Source organism: Pseudoalteromonas sp. SA25, from assembly GCF_011378705.1.
GTDB classification, from domain to species: domain Bacteria; phylum Pseudomonadota; class Gammaproteobacteria; order Enterobacterales; family Alteromonadaceae; genus Pseudoalteromonas; species Pseudoalteromonas arctica.
The window spans coordinates 39805-64003 of sequence record NZ_WTKV01000005.1 but is presented as its reverse complement, the minus strand read 5'-3'; the positions used below and the strand labels follow the sequence as shown (position 1 = coordinate 64003).

The 24199-nt window shown below is 39.6% G+C and carries 26 protein-coding genes; 3 read left to right on the top strand and 23 right to left on the bottom strand.

Annotation, left to right across the window (positions count from 1 at the left end):
- The first annotated feature begins 81 nt into the window (after positions 1–81).
- Entirely contained in the window at positions 82–1308 is a 1227-nt protein-coding gene (locus GQR45_RS05560) for an HDOD domain-containing protein (RefSeq protein ID WP_007584100.1), read from the top strand.
- Positions 1309–1570: 262 nt separating this feature from the next.
- On the opposite strand, the gene GQR45_RS05555 is transcribed toward GQR45_RS05560, so the two are convergent.
- The 10 genes from GQR45_RS05555 to ccmA are packed head-to-tail and all read right to left on the bottom strand — an operon-like array spanning position 1571 to position 9288.
- On the bottom strand, positions 1571–2302 hold the full coding sequence (locus tag GQR45_RS05555; protein ID WP_007585858.1) for a VacJ family lipoprotein: 732 nt from the start codon (positions 2300–2302) through the stop codon (positions 1571–1573).
- A 9-nt stretch (positions 2303–2311) separates the two neighbouring features.
- Positions 2312–3562 (bottom strand): c-type cytochrome biogenesis protein CcmI, encoded by a 1251-nt coding sequence (gene ccmI / locus GQR45_RS05550; RefSeq protein ID WP_010553888.1) that lies wholly within the window; start codon positions 3560–3562, stop codon positions 2312–2314.
- The gene (locus tag GQR45_RS05545) at positions 3563–4024 is read right to left on the bottom strand and encodes a cytochrome c-type biogenesis protein (RefSeq protein ID WP_007585854.1); all 462 of its coding nucleotides are present in this window, start codon (positions 4022–4024) and stop codon (positions 3563–3565) included.
- Entirely contained in the window at positions 4024–4593 is a 570-nt protein-coding gene (locus GQR45_RS05540) for a redoxin family protein (RefSeq protein WP_007585852.1), read from the bottom strand. Before GQR45_RS05540 ends, GQR45_RS05545 begins: the two co-directional genes overlap by 1 nt.
- Positions 4590–6560, bottom strand: a complete 1971-nt coding sequence (locus GQR45_RS05535; RefSeq protein WP_024592754.1) for a heme lyase CcmF/NrfE family subunit — start codon at positions 6558–6560, stop codon at positions 4590–4592. The genes GQR45_RS05540 and GQR45_RS05535 overlap by 4 nt, the downstream gene beginning before the upstream one ends.
- Before the next feature lie 2 nt (positions 6561–6562).
- On the bottom strand, positions 6563–7042 hold the full coding sequence (gene ccmE / locus GQR45_RS05530) for a cytochrome c maturation protein CcmE (RefSeq protein ID WP_007585848.1): 480 nt from the start codon (positions 7040–7042) through the stop codon (positions 6563–6565).
- Complete coding sequence (gene ccmD, locus GQR45_RS05525) at positions 7039–7242, bottom strand: heme exporter protein CcmD (protein ID WP_007585846.1); 204 nt, start codon at positions 7240–7242, stop codon at positions 7039–7041. The genes ccmE and ccmD overlap by 4 nt, the downstream gene beginning before the upstream one ends.
- 2 nt (positions 7243–7244) lie before the next feature.
- Positions 7245–7982 (bottom strand): heme ABC transporter permease, encoded by a 738-nt coding sequence (locus tag GQR45_RS05520; protein ID WP_007585844.1) that lies wholly within the window; start codon positions 7980–7982, stop codon positions 7245–7247.
- A complete protein-coding gene (gene ccmB / locus GQR45_RS05515; protein ID WP_002959286.1) occupies positions 7982–8668 on the bottom strand; it encodes a heme exporter protein CcmB in 687 nt (228 codons plus the stop codon). The genes GQR45_RS05520 and ccmB overlap by 1 nt, the downstream gene beginning before the upstream one ends.
- Positions 8668–9288 carry a cytochrome c biogenesis heme-transporting ATPase CcmA gene (ccmA, locus tag GQR45_RS05510; RefSeq protein ID WP_165725384.1) on the bottom strand — a complete coding sequence of 207 codons (621 nt, stop codon included), beginning with the start codon at positions 9286–9288 and terminating at the stop codon, positions 8668–8670. The genes ccmB and ccmA overlap by 1 nt, the downstream gene beginning before the upstream one ends.
- 113 nt (positions 9289–9401) lie before the next feature.
- On the opposite strand from ccmA, the gene GQR45_RS05505 reads away from it, so the two are divergent.
- A complete protein-coding gene (locus tag GQR45_RS05505) occupies positions 9402–11867 on the top strand; it encodes a flagellar hook-length control protein FliK (RefSeq protein ID WP_165725383.1) in 2466 nt (821 codons plus the stop codon).
- A 2-nt stretch (positions 11868–11869) separates the two neighbouring features.
- Complete coding sequence (locus GQR45_RS05500; protein WP_024589934.1) at positions 11870–12178, top strand: EscU/YscU/HrcU family type III secretion system export apparatus switch protein; 309 nt, start codon at positions 11870–11872, stop codon at positions 12176–12178.
- Between the two features lie 31 nt (positions 12179–12209).
- Here GQR45_RS05500 and GQR45_RS05495 read toward each other — a convergent pair whose 3' ends face one another.
- Genes GQR45_RS05495 through flhF form a run of 13 tightly spaced genes read right to left on the bottom strand, consistent with a single transcriptional unit; the run spans position 12210 to position 24184 of the window.
- Positions 12210–12611, bottom strand: coding sequence for a DUF2802 domain-containing protein (locus GQR45_RS05495; protein ID WP_024589935.1), 402 nt, complete (start codon positions 12609–12611; stop codon positions 12210–12212).
- A gap of 17 nt (positions 12612–12628) precedes the next feature.
- On the bottom strand, positions 12629–13126 hold the full coding sequence (locus tag GQR45_RS05490) for a chemotaxis protein CheW (protein WP_002959294.1): 498 nt from the start codon (positions 13124–13126) through the stop codon (positions 12629–12631).
- Between the two features lie 24 nt (positions 13127–13150).
- Positions 13151–13945 (bottom strand): chemotaxis protein CheW, encoded by a 795-nt coding sequence (locus tag GQR45_RS05485; RefSeq protein WP_165725382.1) that lies wholly within the window; start codon positions 13943–13945, stop codon positions 13151–13153.
- A 3-nt stretch (positions 13946–13948) separates the two neighbouring features.
- The gene (locus tag GQR45_RS05480) at positions 13949–14719 is read right to left on the bottom strand and encodes a ParA family protein (RefSeq protein ID WP_007585827.1); all 771 of its coding nucleotides are present in this window, start codon (positions 14717–14719) and stop codon (positions 13949–13951) included.
- A 12-nt stretch (positions 14720–14731) separates the two neighbouring features.
- Positions 14732–15691: a flagellar motor protein MotB gene (locus GQR45_RS05475; protein ID WP_165725381.1), complete on the bottom strand. Its 960-nt coding sequence runs from the start codon at positions 15689–15691 to the stop codon at positions 14732–14734.
- Position 15692: 1 nt separating this feature from the next.
- The gene (locus GQR45_RS05470; protein WP_007585825.1) at positions 15693–16457 is read right to left on the bottom strand and encodes a flagellar motor protein; all 765 of its coding nucleotides are present in this window, start codon (positions 16455–16457) and stop codon (positions 15693–15695) included.
- Complete coding sequence (locus GQR45_RS05465; RefSeq protein ID WP_165725380.1) at positions 16450–17616, bottom strand: chemotaxis response regulator protein-glutamate methylesterase; 1167 nt, start codon at positions 17614–17616, stop codon at positions 16450–16452. The genes GQR45_RS05470 and GQR45_RS05465 overlap by 8 nt, the downstream gene beginning before the upstream one ends.
- Positions 17617–17674: 58 nt before the next feature.
- Entirely contained in the window at positions 17675–19882 is a 2208-nt protein-coding gene (locus GQR45_RS05460) for a chemotaxis protein CheA (protein WP_165725379.1), read from the bottom strand.
- Positions 19883–19897: 15 nt separating this feature from the next.
- Entirely contained in the window at positions 19898–20671 is a 774-nt protein-coding gene (locus GQR45_RS05455; RefSeq protein WP_007585814.1) for a protein phosphatase CheZ, read from the bottom strand.
- Positions 20672–20688: 17 nt separating this feature from the next.
- On the bottom strand, positions 20689–21072 hold the full coding sequence (gene cheY, locus GQR45_RS05450) for a chemotaxis response regulator CheY (RefSeq protein ID WP_008132609.1): 384 nt from the start codon (positions 21070–21072) through the stop codon (positions 20689–20691).
- Positions 21073–21112: 40 nt separating this feature from the next.
- Complete coding sequence (locus tag GQR45_RS05445) at positions 21113–21823, bottom strand: RNA polymerase sigma factor FliA (protein WP_007585810.1); 711 nt, start codon at positions 21821–21823, stop codon at positions 21113–21115.
- 26 nt (positions 21824–21849) lie between these two features.
- Positions 21850–22710, bottom strand: a complete 861-nt coding sequence (locus tag GQR45_RS05440) for a MinD/ParA family protein (RefSeq protein WP_007585809.1) — start codon at positions 22708–22710, stop codon at positions 21850–21852.
- Positions 22703–24184, bottom strand: a complete 1482-nt coding sequence (flhF, locus tag GQR45_RS05435) for a flagellar biosynthesis protein FlhF (RefSeq protein ID WP_007585808.1) — start codon at positions 24182–24184, stop codon at positions 22703–22705. Before flhF ends, GQR45_RS05440 begins: the two co-directional genes overlap by 8 nt.
- Between the last annotated feature and the right edge of the window lie 15 nt (positions 24185–24199).

Sequence of the window (24199 nt, the reverse complement as noted above, 5' to 3'; positions counted from 1 at the left end):
GCAAATATACGTAATGCTATTTTGAATCTTTTGCCATATATTAATACAATACCCAATTACATCACTCTTACGGAACTGTTTATGTATTTTTACGCTGCACGTCAACCGATTTTAGATAGAGATAAAAAACTTATCGGTTATGAGCTTTTATTTCGTGATGGCGTTGATAACGTATTTCCCGATATAGATGGTGACGAAGCAACAACACGACTTATAGAGGGTAGCCAGTTTAATTTTGGTTTAGAAGATTTAACCGACAATAAACCTGCCTATATAAACTTCACCCTAGAAACACTATCAAAGGGTTACCCTACACTACTAGGTAAAGACACTATAGTTGTAGAAATACTTGAAACTATCCAGCCTGGTAAGCGTTTATTAGCTATCGTTAAAGATTTAAAAGATAAAGGTTACACTATTGCTCTTGATGACTATATTCATCAACCTGTATGGCGTCATTTTTACCCATTTATTGATATTATTAAAATAGACTTTTTAGCATCCGATATAGATACAATAAAAACGGTTCTAAACGATTTAAAACCGCACTCACATATTAAGTTACTTGCCGAAAAAGTAGAAACCTATGAAATTTACCAACAAGCTTTAGAGCTTGGGTTTGATTATTTCCAAGGATTTTTCTTCTCAAAACCTGAAATGGTACAAAGTAAAGCTCTACCACCATCAGAAATGGCATTAGCTGAATTACTTTACGAAACATCAAGTGTTGATATGGATCTTAAGAAAATCACTGATGTGTTTGAACGTGATGTAAACCTATCTTATAAATTACTTAGGTATTCAAATTCTGCCGCATTTGCAAGACGCGCAGAAATAAGTACCATTAAGCAAGCTCTTATAGTGCTTGGCGCCAATGAAATTAAAAAGCTATTGTCACTACTGTTTGCAGCACAAGTATCAGCAGATAAACCTGTAGAGCTAATTAGGCTATCGCTTACGCGCGCTCGATTTGCTGAATTGCTCGCTATATCCCATGGGCAGTTTAAAGATACCGGCATGGCATTTTTAACCGGTATGATGTCCCTAATGGATGCTATTTTAGATGAGAGTATGGAAAGCGTCATGAAAAAGCTTCCACTTTCTAATGATATAAAAGCAGCGCTATTAAACGATGAAGGCTTGCTAGCAAAATATTTAAACTTAGTTAAATACTACGAACAAGCAAACTGGTCAGCTGCAAACGAGCTAACGAAAGAGCTAAATCTAGGTGAAAAAGTTCCCGATGCCTATCATGAAGCGCTAGCTTGGGTTAATGAACAAATGCAGTTAGTAGTGAACGAAAAATAAACTACCTGAACTCTGGTTAAGATATTTACTAATATATTAAATCATAATGATATTTAAATTTATTTTTCTCTAGCCAGAGATTTTCAGTGAAAACAAGGCGAACTTACGCGTCAATAGTTGGCCTATTGCAAGTAAATTCAACGTAGTTAGCGCTGAAAATAACTGCTCGAGATAGATTTATTAACCAGAGTTCAGGTTAAATATATAAACAGCAAATAAAAACGCCAGCATTTAGCTGGCGTTTTTGTGAGTGGCTTTTCAATTATAAACTTTCTAAAAAGTCTTCATCAAAATCAGCTGGCTCTTCTTTTATAGGTGGGTTGCCATCGTACAGCTCATAAATTTGACGCTGAAAGTAGATATCTTTTACAAATAAGTACGGATCAAGTGAATCATTTAATAGCCCTTCTTGAGGTATTAATGATGCACGAGCTTCTACCGCTTTTAAAACAAACACTAGAATAGTTTGTGGAGTCGTTAGCGCAACTTCAGGCAATACAAAGTTGTCGACTACATCACCGGTCAGGTTACGTGCTGTTGTAGGACCCATGCCAGGTAGCATTAAATAAGCGCCATCACCCACGCCCCAGACACCTAACGTTTGTCCAAAGTCTTCATCTACAATTTCAAGACCAAGTGAACTGGCAACATCAAAAATACCAAAAATACCAACCGTAGAGTTAACTAAAAAACGCGCTAAGCTCACACTTGCATTACCCGGCTTACCTTGCAAACCCGCATTAATCATATCCACAGGTGCTGTAATATTACCTGTGAAATTAACAATACCGTTTCTTACCGGTACAGGCGTTACTTCAACATAACCTACAGCAACTGGGCGCAATAAATAAGCATCCAGTACATCCATATTAAAGTCGTATAACGGACGATTAATACTTTGCAGCGGATCTCTGTCATCTACTTTGCTTTGTGGTACTTGAGCACAGCCGGCTAGTATCAATAAACATAAAAAAGTAAAACTGTGTTTTAACATCTAACGTCCTTAAGGTATTAATGTATCAATTTGAAGTTGGTAGTCACTTACACTTTCACGCTTTAACGACTCTGAATGACCTTCTAGCTCACCAGAACTTGGCATAACCGAGTCATCTATAGAAATACGCGCCGAAATAATAATATTTTCTGCACTAGATAAGTTAAGGCCTGCAACCATTGCACTACTATCACTCAACTCAACTGTAATTGGAAATGAATATTTAGCGAGTTTAACAGCAGCTAATGGCATAGGCGAACCACTTGCTGCTTTAGCAAATATAAACAAGATACCGTCTTTTGGCTGTTTATCTATAAGCTCTTTTGCAATGTCGACTGTAACTGCAATAGCACCCGTTGTAGTAACTGGCATAACAGAGCCTTCCGTTTGCATTTGCTTCTCTATATCAGCGATACGCTCAGAGATCATGCTATAACGAGAATCATTTTTTTCCATACTCGCAAGTAAAACTTCAAATGCAGCTTTGGCTTGAGGCCAATCTTTACGTTCATAAGCAATGAGTGCTAATAACGAAATTGCATCTAAATTGGTAGGCTCAACTTTTAGTACTTTTGAGAGCATACCTGCCGCACGAGTCATATTAGCTTCGCTGCCTTCTAGTAATAAAACTTGGCTATAACTAATAAGTACCTGCATATTATCAGGATTCATACGTAGTGCTTTATCAAATGACTGCTGCGCCATGTCAAATTCATTAAGCGACATAGCAACTCGTCCAAGTAGCATCCAAGCGACTTCGTCATCACCTGAGCGGCTAAGCTTTGTACGAAGTGCCAATGCAAAAGCCTGCAGCTCATTTTGGCTAAGCGGCTCACCTTTTTGCATTACAGCACGCTCGCCGTAATCAGCTAAATTATCCATTGCATCATGCCAAGCCGAAATTTGCTGCTGGCTACCCGTTAAACCATAAAAAACACCTGTTAGGGCAAGAACAAATGCGCCACCAGTTAAAGCAAAAATACGATTATTACCTTTGCTGTTTAGTGATTTTTCTGGTGATAACTCATTCAATAAACGGCGTTTTAATTCAATAATTGATTCTGCATGATTTACGGTATCAATACGCTGATTATCTAAATCGGTTTGTAAATCAACTAAACGCTGCTCATAAATGCTAATTAGCTCAGCGTTGGCGTTATGAGTAATTGTTTGAACGCGCTCTTTTTTTAAAAAAGGCAACATCACAAACCCAAGAGCAACCAGTGTGAGTAAAGCAAAACACGCCCACATTAAAATCATTTAACTTTGCTCCTGACGTTTATTTTGTTCAATTAGCTTAGCTAACAGCATTTCGTCGTCACTGCTCCACGTTTGTTTTACTGATGCTTTTCGCTGGCGAATAACAATAAAACCAAAGCCGACTATGACAATTAATACAGGTAATACCCAAAGTACTAAAGTCGCTGGTGTAACTGGTGGGTCGTAATGAACAAAATAGCCAAAGCGGTCAATCATGTAATCAATCACTTCGTCTTTGCTCTTACCTTCTTTAACCAATACGAGCACTTTATCGCGTAAGTCTTTAGCAACAACAGCGTCAGAGTCCGCAATGTTTTGATTTTGACACTTAGGACAGCGCAGCTCTTTAGTTAGCTCTTCAAACAATATCGCTTGTTTGTTGTTATCAAATTGATAGCGATCTTGCTCTGCAAACGCACTGATGCTTACAAAAAGGCTAAGCGTAAGTAGTAACCATTTCATTATTTAAGCTCCTGCATAATTGGCGCAAATTTAGCTCGCCATACTCGCGGGTTTATATCGCCCGTGTGATGCAGCAAAATAGTGCCGTTTTTATCGACTAAAAACGTTTCAGGCGCACCTGAAACACCTAAATCCAACGACAAAGTACGATGTAAATCCAAGATATTAAATTGATATGGGTCACCCGCACGTTGCAGCATATCGCTCACTTCTGTTCGAAGTGATTGCATATCAAACGGGCCATCAAAGTCAGCATCGTAACCTTGTACGTAATAAAGCCCAATAATTTTAACGCCTTGCTCACGTAACTTAGTTAAATAACCAAGTTCAACTAAACATGTTGGACACCAAGTACCCCATACATTTAGTAAGTAAACTTCGCCTTTTAAAGACTCGTTGGTCCACGGCTTATTGTCTTGCATTAAATCAGGTAGATTAAATGCTGGCATTTCTTGACCTAACCGACCCGTTTGAATTTCACGAGGATTAGCAAAAAGGCCTTGGTATAAAAATACACATACAAAAGCAAATACTAAAAGCGGCGCAATAGCTAAAATTTTACGGTTCATAAAACATTCTCCGATGCAGCTCTACGCGCTGTTTTAGCTGATGTGCGGTAGCGTTTATCAAATAAAATCATAAATCCAGCTAGGGAAATAAGCACACCACCAATCCACATCCAACGAACAAACGGTTTATGATAAATGCGAAGTGACCATGCACCTTGGCTCAACTGCTCACCTAACGCTAAGTATAAATCACGTGTAAAGCCTGCATCTATGGCCGCCTCGGTCATAAACTGCATACCAATATCATACTTACGTTTTTCGGCATGTAAGCGTGTTACTAGCTCATTGTTTTTAAGCACCGATACAACACCAGCATGACCACTGTAGTTCGGCCCGCGAATAGTTTTAACACCATCAAAACGGTATTCATACTCGTTAAGCTGAACTGTATCGCCTTGCTTCATCGATACGTCACGCTCAACTGAATACGCCGATGTAAGCGTTACACCTGCAATAACAAACGAAATACCAATATGCCCAAGCACCATAGCCCAGTAACTTACACCTAAGCGTTTTAAACCTTCTTTTAAGGTGCCATGCACTGCGGCTTTAGTGTAAATGTCGATCCCAGTTGATATTGCAATCCAAACCGCAAGCGTAGTGGCCAGTAGCGTAAGTGGTTTTACTAAATCGTAACTTGAAAACAACCAAGCACAGGTAATCACTACACTGGCTAATACGCCCATTAATATTTTGTTTTGTAAGAAAGCCCATTTATTTTGCTTCCAGCGTAAAAATGGTCCTATCCCCATCAAAATAGCAAATGGTACTAAAATTATTGCAAACATCTTATTAAAAAATGGTTCGCCAATAGAAATACTGCCCAAGCCCATTTCTTTATGAACCATAGGTAATAACGTACCCAGCAATACGATTAATGTAGCAACTACTAAAAATATATTATTGAGCCATAACGCCACTTCGCGTGATACAAACTTGTATCGGCCTTCACTATGTACTTGCGATACACGCAGTGCATATAACGCTAAGCCACCACCTACAACGATGCCTAAAAAGGCGAGTATAAATAAGCCTCTATCAGGGTCTGTTGCAAAAGCATGCACCGATACAATAATACCCGAACGTACAATAAAGGTGCCTAACAAGCTTAATGAAAATGCTGCGATAGCAAGTAGTACGGTCCACGATTTAAATACACCACGTTTTTCGGTTACGCTTAATGAGTGTAGTAATGCTGTTGCAACAAGCCATGGCATTAATGATGCGTTTTCGACTGGATCCCAGAACCACCAGCCGCCCCAGCCAAGCTCTGAATATGCCCACCAGCTACCAATTGTGATTCCTAGAGTTAAAAAGCCCCATGCAGTCATTGTCCACGGACGTGACCACTTAGCCCATGTGTTATCAAGCTTACCGGTTAACAACGCAGCAATAGCAAAAGAGAAAGCAACTGATAGCCCTACATAACCCATGTACAGTAATGGCGGGTGAATAATCATGCCCGGATCTTGAAGTAACGGATTTAAATCACGCCCTTCAACAGGGAAATAAGGAAGTAGGCGCTCAAACGGACTTGAAAGTAGTAAGGTGTACATCATAAAACCCACACCTAAAAAACCAAGTACGCCCAATACGCGAGCACGTAGTACCCAAGGTAATGATTTAGAACGCGCAGCGACAACGGCAGTCCAACCTGCTTGCATTACTAACCACAGTAAAATAGCGCCTTCATGGCCGCCCCATGTAGAGGTGATTTTGTAATACCAAGGTAGCGTACTACTTGAATGATATGCCACATACGATACGGTAAAATCATCCGTTACACTGGCGTAAATAAGTGCTGCAAAAGAGATTAAAACAAAAGCGAATTGCCCAATTGCTAAAGAGGGAGCTGCACGCATTAATCGAAGATTACCGGTATGCGCGCCCCAAAGAGGAAAAATACACAGTAAAACGCTTAGCACCATGGCAAGCGTTAAAGAAAAATAACCAATTTCTGGGATCATAGCTAATTACCACTATCTAAGTTGTATTTTGGTTTTTCGTGCTTAATACCTTTAACTGCCTCTGCAACTTCTGCTGGCATATATTCTTCGTCATGCTTTGCAAGCACTTCAAATGCTTCAATAACATTAGGTTCGATTAATACGCCCTGCGCTACAATGCCTTGCCCCTCACGAAACAAGTCTGGCAATATGCCTTGATAACGCACGGTCACTAATGGACCTGTATCAATTAGCTTAAAGCTTACTTGTAAGCTCTGTTCATTACGCTCAACCGTGCCTGGTACAACCATGCCACCAATACGTAGCTTTTGGCCAATGAATGGTTTTTCTTTATTAGGCCCTTTGCCATCAATAAGTTCGCTTGGTGTATAAAAAAGATTAATATTTTCTTGAAGTGCATAAAGCACTAAACCAATTGATCCACCAATACCAAACAGTACGGCAATAATTACCAATAGGCGCTTTTTACGTCTTGGATTCATGAGGCTTGTTCCTGTTTAGCTTTTTTAATTCGCGCTTCACGTATTATTTGTTGCTCAACTGAAGCCATAATACGTTTGGTATCTCTTAAAGAGTTCACTAAAATACCGAGTAAAATAAGAGCGCATGTACCAAAAGAAAGCCAGATATAAAACCCATAGCCTCCCATTGCAATAAAATCAGAAAAAGAGTCAAACTGCATAATTACCCCTTATTTAACAACAAACGCACCCACGGTCGGTGCTTTTCGCGTTGTAAAATTTCATTTTTAAGACGAATTAAAGTCACTGTTCCTACAAAAGCAGCAAAGGCTAAAATATTAACCATAAGTGGCCAAAACATACTTGGGTCTATTGCTTTAGTGTCTAGTTTTGTAATGCTTGCGCCTTGGTGTAGCGTATTCCACCACTCAACTGAGTAATGAATAATAGGTAAATTAATTACGCCAACAATTGCTAAAATAGAAGCTGCACGCCCTGCTGACTTCTTATCTTCAAATGCATGATAAAGCGAAAGCACGCCAAGATATAAAAATAATAAAATAAGTTCAGACGTTAAACGCGCATCCCATACCCACCAAGCACCCCACATAGGTTTACCCCATGCAGCGCCAGTAATAAGCGCTATAGCTGTAATACAAGCACCAACAGGCGCTATAGCAATAACGGCAAGTTCGGCATTTCGTAGTTGCCATACAAGTGCAACAACAGCTGCAATAGCCATTGATGAGTAAGCCCCCATAGACAAAATGGCAGAAGGAACATGAATAAAGATGATACGGTAGCTGTCTTTTTGTTGGTAATCGGCAGGTGCAAAACCAAGCCCCCATACCCATCCAACAATCATACTAACTACAGTAACTACGGCAAAATAAGGCAGTAACGTATTGCATAACTGGTATGCACGCTCTGCTTTAGCATAGGGATGTAACCACTTCCACATTAACTTACACTCACTTTTAAAGCTGACGATATGGCAATTGGTGCGCTAATAATAGCAATAAGTAACATTGCACCAAGGATGGCAAGCTGCCCACTATAATCCAGCGACATGGTGCTGGTATCGATAGCCGACGTTGCAAAAATCAAAACAGGAATATACAAAGGCAGTACGAGTAAACTCATCAAAATACCCCCTTTTTGTAATCCCACAGTAAGCCCTGCGCCTATTGCGCCAATAAAGCTCAATAGTGGAGTGCCTAATAATAATGTCAAAACAGTCGCTGTTAACGCCGTACTTTCTAGGTTTAACAACAATGCAAATAGCGGCGTCATTAATACAAGCGGCAAACCTGTTACCACCCAGTGAGCAGCCACTTTAGCAAGTACGGTTAACGATAACGGGTAAGACGATGCAATTAACTGCTCCAATGAGCCATCATTAAAATCATCTCTAAACAGCTTATCCAAGCCCAACATGGTAGAGAGTAATGCGGCAACCCAAATAATTCCCGGTGCCATTCTCGCTAGTAAACCAGGCTCAGGCCCGATTGCTAACGGAAATAATGAAATTACAATTAAGAAGAACAAAATAGGATTTACAATTTCAGCGCGCTGGCGAAACGCAAGTTTTACATCTTTGGTAAATACCGCACTAAATAGCAACCAATAAGAATGTTGACGAGTCATTAGTGACGATACTCCAGTGTAACCGTTTGCAAGTTACTAAAATGGGTCGTTAAGTCTTGGTGAGTCGTTAACAAAATAGATCCACCGTTTAGTAAGTGCTCGGTAAATCGCTGCTGTAAAAAGGCAACACCGCTTTTATCAAGCGCGGTAAATGGCTCATCAAGTACCCATAATTTAGCATCACTTAACCAAAGCCTGACCAAAGCTACACGTCTTTGTTGTCCAGCAGATAACATTCTAACCGGTACATCTTCAAGTCCAACAAGGCCAAGTTGCGCTAAAATGGGATACAAGTCAGGCTGGTTTATGTAGCCATTAATTTGTAACCAATGACGAACATTTTCAACGGCACTAAGCTGAGTATTTACACCTGTTTTGTGGCCTATAAAGAGTAATTCTCTGGCATACTCTTCGTAATACTTAGATATAGGCTGTTCTTGAAATAAAACAGCTCCTTCATCAGGCACAGAAAAGCCTGCGATAATACGTAATAGCGATGTTTTACCAGCCCCATTAGGGCCCGCTAATTGCATGATTTGACCGCTATTAAGGCTAAAATTAAGATCCGCAAACAAACAACGATCTTGCTTGATGCAGGTGACGGACTTAATGTGTAACAAGATGACGATTCTCTCTGCCAAAAATTAGGCGTTAGTCTACCATAATGATAGGGTAATACGAATATTGCTTTAAAATCGATTCACTTAAAATAGAGAAAACTTGATTTAAAATAATGAATACGCCAACGCAAATAACATTATCTAATTCATTGGTTATCAATCAATCGACAAACCCTCAAACCAATGAGTTATCGCAATTACCTAATGAGGTACTTGCCGCTAAAAACATTCAATTTTCGAAAGACTCGATTACGCTTGATGTATTTATTGATAAACATTGGCAAACATTAAGACTTGGCACTACAAGCGCACCTCAAAATTTACAAAAAATAGCCAGTGCTAACATACAACTTAGTCCCGATGGCAAACAGCTCAACATCACGCCAAACACTACAACCCTTACTTTAAATCAACCAGTACAATTACAGCGTTTATTAAATTATGTAAGCACGGGCACTGAGGTACAAAGCAAACCAATGGATTTACAAGTGGTTATGTCCCCTACCCCAAAATTAGTAATTGATAAACTTAACGCCAGTATTGCCATAAATAAAGACGTAGCGCAGTTACTTTTAACCGAGCAGCCTTTAAAAGTAGTTGTTAGCACGACGAACAAAGGCGCACAGCTTAATGTTATTAATCGCTTTGCAGATACAATTCATACGCAACCACTTAGCCAAACTAAACTTACTAAATTACTCGTGGCCTTATTACCTAGTGCGCAACTTCAAGCAACACCTAAACTAGCTATTTTGACTCATCCTCAAAAGTCAGGTTCGTTTACGACGCCTATTACTAATCAACAAGTTAGTGAACTACCCAACACCCCCATTAAAGTGAATTTAGTAAATCAGGCTGATAAATTACTTATTAAGACCGATACTAATAATATAAAAGTAACGCTTAATAACTCATTTTCTAAACCGTTTAACGAGTTACTTTTAACTCAAAGAAGCAGTGTCCCTGAAATACCTTTTTCTGCGTCCACTATTAAAGCAAGTCCACTGCTTACACCTAATAGCCCAATAAAATCGTGGCTACAAAATAGCTTTAGTGATTTAAAAACGCGAATTAATGATGCAGTTAAATATTTTGAAAGTAAGCCCTTTGCAGCAGCAAATAAATCTGAGTTAATGCCGCCGTCTGCATCATCTGCGATACAAAGGCCGAGCTTAGTTATGCAATTAACAGTATCACCGTTTAATAGAGTGAATATTACCCAAAATGTAAGTACTGCGTTAAATAGTAATACGAGCAATACTTTACCAGAGCACTTTTCAAGACTTCCGCCACTTGTACAATTAACTCAGCAAATAAAAGGAAGTGTTAGTGTTTGGCAATCATCTACAAATATAACAACAGCTAACACGCCAACGCCAACGCCAACGCCAAATAATATTACTCAAAATGGAGTGGCGAGCGCTAAGCCAAGTAATTTAAACGCGAGTCAATTGAGTGCTCTGAATATTAGTACTAACAGTAAAGTTGATACGTTAATTAAGCCTACAAGTGAAATTGTTACTAAAGAGCAAATAACCTCTTCAGTGCAACCAGTAATAAACGGCAACAATCAAAACAGTGCAAACTCAGCCTCGATTAAAAACATGCTCCCATTAGCAGAGCCGTTATCTAATATTGCCTCTCGTAGTCAAATGCTACAACCAATAGAAGCAAAGCTATTAAGCACATTATTAAAGCTTCCTGATACCACAATCCCTACGGATAGATTAGCTGGTAACAAACAGCTTTTAAGTAGTCAAATTACTGACATTACAAATAGAGCAACAAAAGACACGCCCGATTTAACTCGCTTAATTAACCAAGCATTTAATCGCATGGTCTCAAGTAATAATGTTAACCCTGCGACCATACAGCGTGAAGTATTAGCCACCTTACAACCATCTCAATTAACGGGTGACATACTACAAAGTAGCTTCACTAAAGGACTTGAACAAGTTGCAGTGAGTATTTTAGCAGCCCCTATAATTAGCCAATCAGTAACACCGATAAGCTTTAATAACCAAACTGGCTTAGATGCACTTTTACAAGTACTCATACCTACTTTTAAAACAGGAAACGCGGGAGCAAAAATACTTGAGCAACTGCAGCAAGCTCAAGTTCAAGCATTGGCTAGCGAAATCGTACAAGTTAAAAACACACTTACCCAAGTAAGTGTTTCAACACCAAATCAGCAACCTGACACAAACCCGCTTGCACAATTTTTATTACCAATGAAATTGCCGCCTGAGGCCGCCCAAACAGAAATAACATTGGGGCAATATAAAAAGCCAAGCGCAGATAAATTAGAAGATAAAAATGTATGGTTTGTCAGGCTAAACTTTGATTATGCACAGATTGGGCAGTTACAGATTACCGCTGAGTTAATGGATAAAGCACTCGATTGCCAGCTATTAGCCTCAAGCCAAGAAGTAAGCGCAATTGCTCACCCTCACTTAGATAATTTAAGATCCAAACTAGCTAAGCATGGTTTACAGGTTGGAGAGCTCAACTTAAAGCGAGGCGATGCTAATAATCAAGCATTTTATAAATCTCATGCAATTATTAATATTAAGGTTTAGTAATGAGTGATACACCTATTAATAAGTCAGCCATTGGGCTTTTATACGAAGCTGGCAACACCCCCACTGTAAGCGTAAAAGGGTTTGGTGAGTTAGCTGACGAAATAATTGCAGCGGCAAAATTAAAAGGAATTATGATCCACGAAGATGCAGCGCTTGCTAAAACGTTGTCGCATTTAAGCTTAGGGGAAGAAATCCCTAAAGAGCTTTATTATGTAATTGCAGAGCTTATTGCGTTTTCGTATGTATTAAGAGGTCAATTTCCGCCAGGCTGGCAAGACTTTCAAGGTAAGTTAAATATTAAAGCGTGAGATTATTTACACGCTTATAACTAAAAAGGCGCTAAGCGCCTTTTTGTTTATGTAGTGAAAATAGTAATTCGGCTTCTGCTCGCGGTAATTCGCATTCGCGTATCACCTCATCGAGGTCCGCACCTAACTCAACCATTTTTACTGCACGGGAGTAAATTTTAGCATCAGGGTCATCGTATTTCTGCGCAGCTTGTTGTTGTATTAAATCTTGATTTTGTTGCTCAACCTCAAGCACTCGCTTACCAATACTTAAAAGCCCTGTTCTAAGCTCTGAAATTTCACTTCGCAAAATATGAGTTTGCTCTGAGCTATCTTTAAGCTGCTGTAATACAGCATTAACTTCATTCACTTGTTTGTTTTTTAATGCAATTATTAGCGCAAGCGATATAAGTCCTACCGCTAACGCTGATATGGCTATACTAAGTAACAGCATAATTTATTTGGTAAAGCTTATATATCGCTTAACTCATCCCATTCATCATCGCTGAGTAACTTGTTTAAATCGACTAAAATCAGTAGCTCATTATCACGATTACAAACGCCTTGAATAAACTTAGCACTTTCTTCAGTACCAACATTTGGTGCACTATCGATCTCAGAGCTGCGTAAATAAACGACTTCAGATACGCTGTCGGCTAAAATACCGATAACTTGCTCTTCAGCTTCAATAATTAATATACGAGAATTATCGGTTGCATCAGCAGCTAACAAACCAAAACGTGCACGAGTATCAATAACAGTTACAACGTTACCGCGTAAGTTAATAATACCAATAACGTAAGAAGGTGCACCTGGTACAGGGGCTATCTCTGTATAACGAAGTATTTCTTGTACTTGCATTACATTTACGCCGTAGGTTTCTTCCTCTAGCTTAAACGTAACCCACTGTAAAATTTCATCATTATTATCTGCGTTTTTATTTGCTGACAGTAATTTATCTTGATTCATGCTATTACCCCGTAATGGTCGTTACTACTGACGGCTATCTAAGCCTTTCTCTAATAATATATTTAAATTATCTACATCTATTAAAGCACACATTTTTTCTTTTATAACACCAGCAAGCCATGGGCGCTTACTTTTATTTGTACGCCATTTTACATCTTCTTTACTCAATGTAATGTTATTTATCAACTTTTCAGCTAATAAGCCCCACTGGCTATCACCTAAGGTAATTAAATACTGATAATCTAAAGACGCCTCTAATTTATCATCATACTTTTCTGGCATTACCCAACGAGCAGTATCAACAACATTAAGCTTTTCTTCTCTGTTGAGCATAACGCCTTTAAACCACTTTGGCTTACCAAATAAATGATTTACTTCACCTAATTGATGTATACCGCCTAATGCTTTTAATGGCACAGCCAATGTTAAACCAGCAACTTCAAAAAATAATGCCTGAAATTCACCATCAAAATAGTCAGATTGGCTAGTGGTTATAATCTGTGGTTCTGGTTCTTCTGTAGTCGTACTTATCGGCTCTATTACTTCATCGTCAATGGCTTTATTAACTTTTGCGGCTTCAAAAATCGGTTCAACTATTGGCTTAATTTCAGAATTAAGTAAATCTTGATCAAATATTTTTTCTGCCGCTTTTATCTGTTCTTTTGGTTTTAAATGAATATGTTCTTGCTGCGAGTCGTGTGGCATTTGCTCAAGTAATTTTGCGACTGGCTCAAGGTTATCTACAGGCTCGTCTTCACATAACAAAGCCCCTAGGTATTGTTTCATTACTTTTTCATTAGCAAATAATTGCTTACTCATTCATTAACCTTGTTCAATTAAATATTCTAGCAGTGCTTTATATGCGTATACACCACGCGAACGAGGACAATACTCTACAGGCACTTTTTGCGCAAAGCTTGCATCTCTAAATTTAGTATCTACCGGTATCACACCTGGCCAGACTTTATCACCATACGTACTTTGCAGTGTTTTATATGCTTCTAACGATGCTTTAGTTCGTTTATCATACATAGTAGGGATTATAGTATATTGATAATCTTTCGCTTGAGAGGTTTGCATTAATTCCATAGTGCGCATCATTCTATCAAGCCCTTTCAGTGCTAAAAATTCCGTTTGCACTGGCACTAAAATTCGCTCACTTGCTGCAAGCGCATTAACCATTAACACCCCTAAAACTGGGGGGCAATCTAAAATGGCATAATCGTAATGTTCACTGATTTTTGCAAGCGCTTTTTTTAGTATTAATCCCATACCTGTTTTATTTCCCATGCTTCTATCAAGCGTGGCTATCGCCATTGTTGCGGGTAAAATATCTAGGTTTTCAAGTGTTGATGGGCATAAAGCTTGAAGTATCTCTTCACTTTGCATGCTCGTGCCACGCGCAAAAATATCATATACACTGACTTCCAAATCTTCTGAGTCAATGCCAAAGTAATAAGTGAGTGATGCATGAGGGTCTGTATCAATAAGCAACACACGCTTACCCTGCAAAGCTAAAATACCAGCAAGGCTCACTGCTGTTGTTGTTTTACCAACACCACCTTTTTGATTTGCGACAGTCCAAATCTTCACATTACATCCTAATTACTGTTCATTGCGCGTTGTTATGCGAATACCACCATGAGGCAAACGAATTATTTTTATTGTATCGTCATCTGAAGGGAGCTTAATTTCAGGCTCTTCCGCTACTGGCTTAACGGCTTGTTCATCACCTTTAATGTCTTGTATCGGTGGTAAACCATACTTAGAAAGTGCAATAACAACTTTACGATTTTCTGCTCGCCCTTGTTCTGTATCGTTACTTACAAAAGGTGAATATTGACCATAACCTTCTATCGCCATTCTGGCAGAATTAATACCTAATGCTTCCAGCTCTACTAAAATAGATGTTGCTCTAGCAACCGAGAGTTCCCAATTTGAGCGAAATATTTCATTGCGAATACTTTCATCATCAGTATAGCCACGCACCCTAATATAGTTATCTACTGGAGCAATAATATCTTTAACAATTTTGACGACTTGCTTTGCCCTAGAGTGTGCAACTGAGCTACCACTTGAAAATAACATACCTGAGCTTAGCTCTATAATCAGCCAATCTTGATTAAGCTCTAAACTGGCTTCTCCATCACGAATTTCATCAATAAGCGCTGACTGCAGCTTAGCAAGTAAGCTATCGAGTGGTTTACCTAAATATTTCTGTTGTATGTTACTTGTATCACTTTGACCGTCGAGTAACTCTGGACCCTGTTCTTCTTTTAAAATACTTTCACCATAAAGAACTTCTTGTTCAGGTGTCACTCTATCAGTCAATATTCCATTACCATTGACGCCCTCACCTTGCTGGGAGTGCTGGCGGGCAGATTTATCAAAAACGTGTTCGAGGGAGTCTGACAATATTTGAAATTGTTCTTCTTTGTTGATCGCTATCGCATACAGCACCACAAAAAAAGCAAACATAATGGTCATGTAATCGGCATACGATACAAGCCAACGCTCTGTATGTTGACTTTTAGGAGCAGAGTGACGAAGTCGTCGGCGTAGCATGTTATTCGTCCACTAAATTAGGACGCTCTACACGGTAGGCTTCAAGCTTTAATTCTATATTTACTGGGCTTTCGCCAACGCTTATCGCAATCACGCCTTCGGCAAGCATTTCATGGTAAAGCATTTTTTGCTCTACACGCTGTTTTAACTTATTTGCCATAGGTAAAAACAATAAATTAGCTAAACCAACACCATAAATGGTCGCGATAAATGCCGTTGCAACGCCTGCACCAAGCATTTGTGGATCGGTAATAAACGACATTGCCTGTATTAAACCAAGCACAGCACCTAAAATACCAATGGTAGGACTGTAGCCCCCCATCGCTTCATAAACACGTGCGGCTTCAAGCAAGCGATCGCGTTCTAGCAGTAAATCAATTTCAAGCGTGTCACGTAGTTTTTGCTCTGAGCAGCCATCTACAAGCAAGCTTAAACCTTTTGCTGCATATGCATCTGGGTGAGCTAGCGCTTCATTTTCAAGCGCTAAGTAACCTTCTTGACGTGCCTTATGAGACCATCGCTTAACTTGTTCTATTGCATCTTCAATATCATATTGTGGCGCAACAAAAACCCAAGAGCTCATATTTAGCATTTTTTTAAAGGTACTTGCTGATGTTTGCAACATAACAGCACCAAGCGTGCCGCCTAATACAATAATAAGGGCAGGACCATTAAATAAAGCAGAAACAACGCCGCCTTCTAAAGAGTAACCCAAACCTATTGCGCCCAGTGCTACAAATAGTCCAAATATTGAGAGTTTATCCACAACCTACCTCTCTCTTGATACGTGCTGCAACATCGTTTAATGCTAAGCTTTCACTCGAAAGCCCCGCATTAGCAATGGCTTGAGGCATTCCATAAACAACACAGCTTTTCTCATCCTGTGCCCAAATAGTTGCACCCGTTTGCTTTAACATTCTTGCACCGTCACGTCCATCAGCGCCCATGCCTGTTAAAACAATAGCAAGCACATCGCCTTGATACGTTTTTGCTGCACTGGCAAAAGTTACATCTACACTCGGTTTATAACTTATTCTCTCGCTATGATCTTCAAATACGCGCAGTGTTCTATTTGCCCCACGCCCTTCTACCATCATCTGCTGTCCGCCAGGCGCTAGATAAGCCGTTCCTGGTTGTAAGCGGTCACCTTGTTGCGCTTCTTTCACTTTTATTTGGCACAGGCCATTTAAACGTGCCGCAAATGCAGGTGTAAAAGCCGCAGGCATATGCTGAATAAGCAAAATAGGATGAGGAAAATTAGCAGGCAATTGAGTTAATATAGTTTGTAGTGCAACAGGGCCACCTGTAGAAGTGCCAATAGCCACAAGCTGGTATTGCTTTCCACTTGCTCGCATTGAGGCAACATTTGAACCTGACGGTATTGTAGGTGCTGCTCTTTGAAAGCTTCTATCGGGTTGTTTTATCGAAGGCGTTAGTGTGTTTGTTCTTTGCGAAAGTGAGCTTGTTATCGGTTTAGTTGATATTACTAGCTTAGGTGGTGTTGCAGCTTTAAACGTTCGCGGTAAACGTCTTCGCCCTATATCTTTCACTTTATTTTGTAAAAGCTTTATAGCGTCTTCATTATTGCGAGCAATGTCTTCAAATTTTTTCGGTAAAAAATCCATTGCTCCAGCATCTAGCGCATCAAACGTTGCTGTTGCGCCATCACGTGTTAGTGATGAAAACATTAAGATCGGGGTTGGATTACTCGCCATTATCTCTTTAACTGCGCTAATACCATCAAGCACAGGCATTTCGACATCCATAGTGATCATATCTGGACGTAGCTGAGCTGCTTTTTCAACAGCTTCTCTGCCATTCACAGCAAAGCCTATAACTTGTATGTCGCTATCTTGCTCAAGAATTTCGCTTACCCTGCGGCGAAAAAAGCTTGAATCATCAACAACTAAAACTTTAACGGCCATTTAGCTCTCTTATTAAATTTATGCGTAGGTATATATTAAATATATACCTACTTTATTATTAGCCTGCGTAATGTTTTAACATGTTTGGAACGTCTAAAATCAGTGCAATGCCACCATCCGAAGTTATTGTAGCACCTGCCATACCTGGTGTTCCTTGAAGTAACGCATCAAGCGGCTTAATCACAACTTCTTCTTGGCCAATTAATGAGTCAACAACAAAACCAATTTGCTGCGTACCAATTTGCACAATAACTACATGGCCTTTTGCTTTTCGCTGTGAACGATCTGAGCCTTTAACTAACCAGTGCTCGAGGTAGAATAATGGTATTGCCTTTTTACGCACAATAATTGTTAATTGCCCATCAACCACATTTGTTTTCGTTAAATCTAAGTTGAATATTTCACTAACACCTGCAAGTGGTAACGCAAATGTTTGTGCGCCAACAATTACCATTAAGGTCGGTAATATAGCTAAGGTAAGTGGTACTTTTATCTCTAAAATGGTACCTACGCCTAACTCAGATTGAATACTTACAGAGCCGTTTAATTGGGTGATTTTAGTTTTCACCACATCCATTCCAACACCACGACCTGAAATATCAGATATCTCTTCTTTTGTAGAAAAGCCAGGTGCAAAAATGAGGTTGTATGCTTCAGTGTCAGAAAGTCGACTCGCTTGATCGTGGTCGAGTACGCCTTTACTAATTGCTATTTTTTTCAGTTTCTCAGCATCCATACCAGCGCCATCATCTTTAATGGTCAACAAAATATGGTCGCCTTCCTGAGACGCTGATAAAGTAACATTACCTGTTCTAGGCTTACCGGCAGCCTCACGAACAGCTGGCATTTCAATACCGTGGTCAACTGAGTTTCGAACTAAATGCACAAGCGGATCGGCTAGTGCTTCCACTAAGTTTTTATCTAAATCGGTTTCTTCACCTACAAGTTGTAAGTCAATGTCTTTGTTTAAGCTGCGTGCTAAATCGCGTACTACGCGAGGGAAACGACCAAATACCTTTTTAATTGGTTGCATTCGTGTTTGCATAACCGCGCCTTGAATATCAGCAGTCACTACATCTAAGTTAGAGATTGCTTTACCCATTGCTTCACTGTCTGAGTTGGTCGCTAAACTAACCAAACGATTTCGCACAAGTACTAACTCACCAACCATATTCATAATTTGGTCAAGTCGTTTTGTATCTACGCGAACTGTCGTCTCTGCTGCTGGTGGCGCTGATTTTTTAGGCGTTGCTGGCGCTGCTTTAGCAACCGGTTTTTCTACCGGTTTAGAAGCGGGTGCTTTTACAGGTTCTGGTTTTTTTACAGGCACACTCGTTTTTGCAGCTGGTTTAGCTGGAATATTGGGCTGTTTCACAGCTGGAGTGCTTTCTATTGATTTAGGTGCAGTGCCTTTGCCATGAAGTTCATCGAGAAGCGCTTCAAATTCATCATCACTAATTTCATCATCTGATGAATTAGCAGTATTTGACGCTGGTTTAGCTGATTCTACAGGCGCTTTAACTGCACTACTTTGCTCAGGTGCTTTACTCGCAACCTCACCAAAACTGCCAACTCCATGTAACTCGTCTAATAAGCTGTCAAATTCATCATCAGTAATATCACCATTAAAATCACTACTACTTGCTACTGGCTTTTCAACTGCAGGACCTTGTCCTTTACCGTGTAGTTCATCAAGTAAGTTTTCAAATTCATCTTCAGTGATTTCGTTTATTTCAGCGTCACTAACCGAAGGAGTTCCACTAAACATTTCATCAAATGCAAATGGATCTTCCTCATCAGCTATTGGCGTATCAACTACTTCATCAAGAGGTTGTTCAACGTGAGTTTCTGAAGCGACTCCGTTAAGCTCGGCTTCTGTTGGAGGTAGGCCCAAAATATGGAGGGTTTGAAGTAACTCAGGGTCTGCTGGTTCTGGCTTATCCCTATTTTGGATAGTCGCGAACATTTCATTAATAGTGTCGAGCGCTTGTAAAATAACATCCATTAACTCTGAATTGACCGTTCGCACGCCTTGACGTAGTAAATCAAATACGTTTTCAGCGCCGTGGCAAGCATCAACAAGTTCTGTCATAGCTAAAAAGCCTGCACCACCTTTTACAGTGTGAAAGCCTCTAAATATGGCATTTAGTAACTCGGTATCTTCTGGATTATTTTCCAGTTCAACTAACTGTTCAGATAAAAGCTCTAGGATTTCTCCTGCCTCTACAAGAAAGTCTTGTAAAATATCTTCATCGACTTCAAACATGCAGTTACTCTCCTCTTAGAAGCCCAAACTTGATAAAAGATCATCGACTTCATCTTGATCAGATACAACATCATTACGCGATTCTTTATCAATAATAGGGCCTTCAGGACCTGCTAAAGTTTGTGTGGCAACTGGTTCTTTTATTTTTTGTTGTTCTACTTTATTCGCTGTGTTGTCACTGTCATCTTGTTCAGCAAACGCTGTTAAAAGATGAAGTAAGCTTTCTTCTACTTCTCTAACAAGTTCTATAACACGGCGAATAACTTGACCTGTTAAGTCTTGATAGTCTTGAGCCATTAGTACATTTGTCATTAAGCTTTGAAGCTCATCCGTTTTATGATGAGAGTTATTCATAAACTTATCGATACTATGGCAAAGTTGTTTAAACTCACCAAGCTCAATCTCCCGGCTCATTAAACGATCCCATGTCGGTTTGATATGAGATATTTCATCTGCAAGTTGCTGAGCTATAGGTAAACTAGCCTCAACAGCATCCATTGTTTTATTAGCCGCATTTTCTGTCATTTCTATAACATAATTAAGCCGCTTTTTAGCATCTGGAATCGCATCTGTCGTTATGTTAGTTAAGCGAGTATCAAGCTCAAAGCTTTTAAGTGCTTCGTGCAGTTGACGAGTCAACTTCCCAACTTCAGCAAATAATTTAGACTGCTCTTGCGAAGCTGTCTCTAAAATCAACTGATTAGCTTTATCTTGCTCATCGTTTTCTAAATAAATGACGAGTTGACGAGCTTGTTCTAACGTTATTTGAGGCGCAGCTGGTGCTGACATAAGCCTCTCCCCCATCATTAGCCTAAGCGTTCAAATACTTTTTCTAATTTAGTTTTTAATGTTCCAGCCGTAAATGGCTTAACAATATAACCATTAACGCCAGCTTGCGCTGCAGCTATTATTTGTTCTTTTTTAGCTTCTGCCGTTACCATCAGTACAGGGATATGTTTTAACTTATCATCTGCACGAATTGCTCTTAAAAGGTCAATACCTTGCATTCCCGGCATATTCCAATCTGTAACCACAAAATCAAATACTTGATTTTGTAACATAGGCAAAGCTGTAGACCCGTCATCAGCTTCTTGAACATTAGTGAAACCTAAGTCACGTAATAGGTTTTTTATAATTCGTCTCATCGTTGAAAAATCATCAACTACAAGAATTTTCATGTTTTTATCCAAAACATCCCCCAGTGAGGTATTAACCTTAGTTTACTTACTACTAGTTTATCCAGTCATTGATTTTAGCTTTAAGCTTAATCATCGCCTGACCATGTATCTGACTTACACGCGATTCGCTTACATCGAGTATATGTCCTATTTCTTTTAAATTCATTTCATCGTTATAGTATAAAGAAAGTACCATTGCATCACGCTCTGGTAATGACTTTATTGCATTTAGCAAAGACTCATTAAACCGATCATTTTTAACATTATTAAAAGGTTTGTCTAGCGCTAAATCTTGGCCTACGGGAGTAATAACATCCTCATCTACACCAAGGTCTTCTATGCCTAATACTTTACTGGTATTAACATCATTTAAGATATGATGGTACTCATTGAGTGAAATTTCAAGTTTTTCAGCAACTTCTGTATCTGTTGGTTCGCGATTCAGACTGCTTTCGAGCCCAGTAATTGCTTCTGCAACTTGTCGGCTTTTACGGTGTACTGAACGAGGAGCCCAATCACCACGACGCATTTCATCAAGCATAGCCCCGCGAATACGAATACCGGCGAAGGTTTCAAAGCTTGCGCCTTTTGTTGCATCAAAGTTTTTTGAAGCTTCTATTAAACCTATCATTCCTGATTGAATTAAATCATCAAGCTGAACGCTAGGTGGTAATCGAGCAATTAGATGACATGCCACTTTTTTAACAAGTGATGCATGTTTCTCAACAATCACATTTAAGTTTTGTGTTGATTGATATCCCATAGCTCTATTCACCAATGTTGTCATAATTAGCCGTTTACTAGTTTCTCAATGAAAAACTCTAAATGCCCAGATGGTTGATTTGGTATTGGCCATTTAACTGCTTTTGTCGCCAGCGCTTTAAACGCGAGAGCGGCTGGCGAACTTGGAAAGAGCTCAACAATCACCTTTTGGCGACGTGTTGCTTTGCGCATATTTTCGTCATAAGGAACCGTTGCTACTAGCTCCATTGAAACATCTAAAAAGCGATCGGTAACTTTAGATAGTTTTGCAAACAATTCAGTGCCTTCACGCATACTGCGGACCATATTGGCAACAATTTTGAACTTATAAACACCGTGCTCGCGGCTTAATACTTTAATAAGTGCGTAAGCATCGGTTATTGATGTTGGTTCATCGCACACTACAACCATTACATCTTGTGCTGCTCGTGAGAAGCTTAGCACCATGTCTGAAATACCAGCGGCTGTATCTACAATTAAAATATCAAATTCGGTATTCAATTCGCTAAATGCACGAATTAGCCCGGCATGCTCAGATGGCGATAATTCAACCATACTTTGCGAGCCCGATGTAGCGGGTACAATTTTAATACCAGCAGGCCCTTCAACTAAAATCTCGTCAAGCTCACATTCACCTGACAAAACGTGTGATAAATTGCGCTCTACACGTAAACCAAGCATCACATCACAGTTTGCTAAACCTAAGTCAGCATCCAGCACTAATACTCTATTACCTTGTTGCCCTAGTGCAATAGCGGTATTTAGAGAAACATTTGTTTTCCCCACCCCACCTTTACCACCGGTTACAGCGATAACTTTTACGCCGTTGTTATTGTTTTGACTCATTTTGCGCAGGCCGCTTGCTTGATCTAATACTGTGTTAATCATACATCCCTACTGTACTTGGCGCCACTGCTTGGTGCCTTGAATGTTGTGCTTTTGTTCTTTTTAAATATAACTGCTCAGCCTTTTTCACTAGTTTTTCAGCATTTGCAACACGAATATCTTCTGGCACTCGTTGACCGTTAGTAAGATACCCTATTGGAAGGCGATTTTGAATCGCAATACTAATAATCTCACCCAAACTTAATGATTCATCTAACTTAGTGAAAATACAACCACTTAATTGTACTTTTTTAAAGTGACGTACTGTTTCTTGTAATACATTAATTTGTGCCGTCGCGCTTAGTACTAAGTAGCTGCGAATATCCACACGTTGGTTACGCATTAACGTGTTTAACTGCTCAGTTAAACGTAAATCTCGCTGACTCATACCTGCTGTATCAATTAATACTAGACGTTTATTTCGTAAATGATATAAAACTTCAGCTAATTCATTAGCATCTTTAACTTGCTTTACACCACAACCAATAATACGGCCGTAAGTAGCAAGCTGTTCATATGCACCAATTCTGTATGTATCAGTGGTTATTAAGGCCACTTTATCAGCGCCATATTTTTGTGCGCCTAACGCTGCAAGCTTAGCAACTGTTGTTGTTTTACCAACACCTGTTGGACCCACTAACGCATATACACCACCTTGGCGAAGTATTTCATTATTGGTTGTTTGCATTTGATCTTCGACCATCGTTAACAACGCTTTCCAGCCTTGCTTACGAGATACATCATCAGGTACAAAACATGCCATTTGTTGCGCTACTTCTTTATCAATACCCATACCGACTAAGCGGTCAACCATGCAAGCGCGTGTTGGATCGCGACGCGCCATATCTTGCTGCATTAAGCCTGATACTTGATGCTCAAGTAATTGACGAATTGCGTTCATTTCTTCACGCATTGTTGTCATTTCTTCGCTTTCATTATTGGGTGTTTGTTGGCGAGCAGTTACTGGACTATCTAAATCATCAAAGTCGCTGTCTAAATCATCAAAACCTAAGCTATCCGCTTGAGTTTGTGGACGAACTGGCGCTGCATTTTCAGGAGCAAACATATTTTTAGTACGCTGTTCCATAACTGGTTCTTGATAGTTATCGGTAGTATCAATACCTGATTGTGAAAACATTGATGCAAGTTCAGGGGAGCGAGGACGCGGTGATTGGCGCTCTAACAAAGCCTGTAGGCTGTCAGCCACTTTTGCTTGCGGCTCTGGTTTGGCACGCTGAGGCTCTGGTTTTACAAAATTATGCATACTTTGCTGTGGTGCTTGAGCACGCGGCTCTGCAGTACGTTGTGGTTGCGCTGCTACTTTAGGAGCTGCTTTGTCATAATCAACTGCCGCTACAATTTCTACACCGTTAGCCAGCTTCTTATTTGACATAATAACCGCATCAACACCTAACTCATCTTTAACTTCTTTAAGTGCTGTGCGCATATCTTTAGCAAAAAAACGTTTAATTTTCATGATTCAACCCCTGTT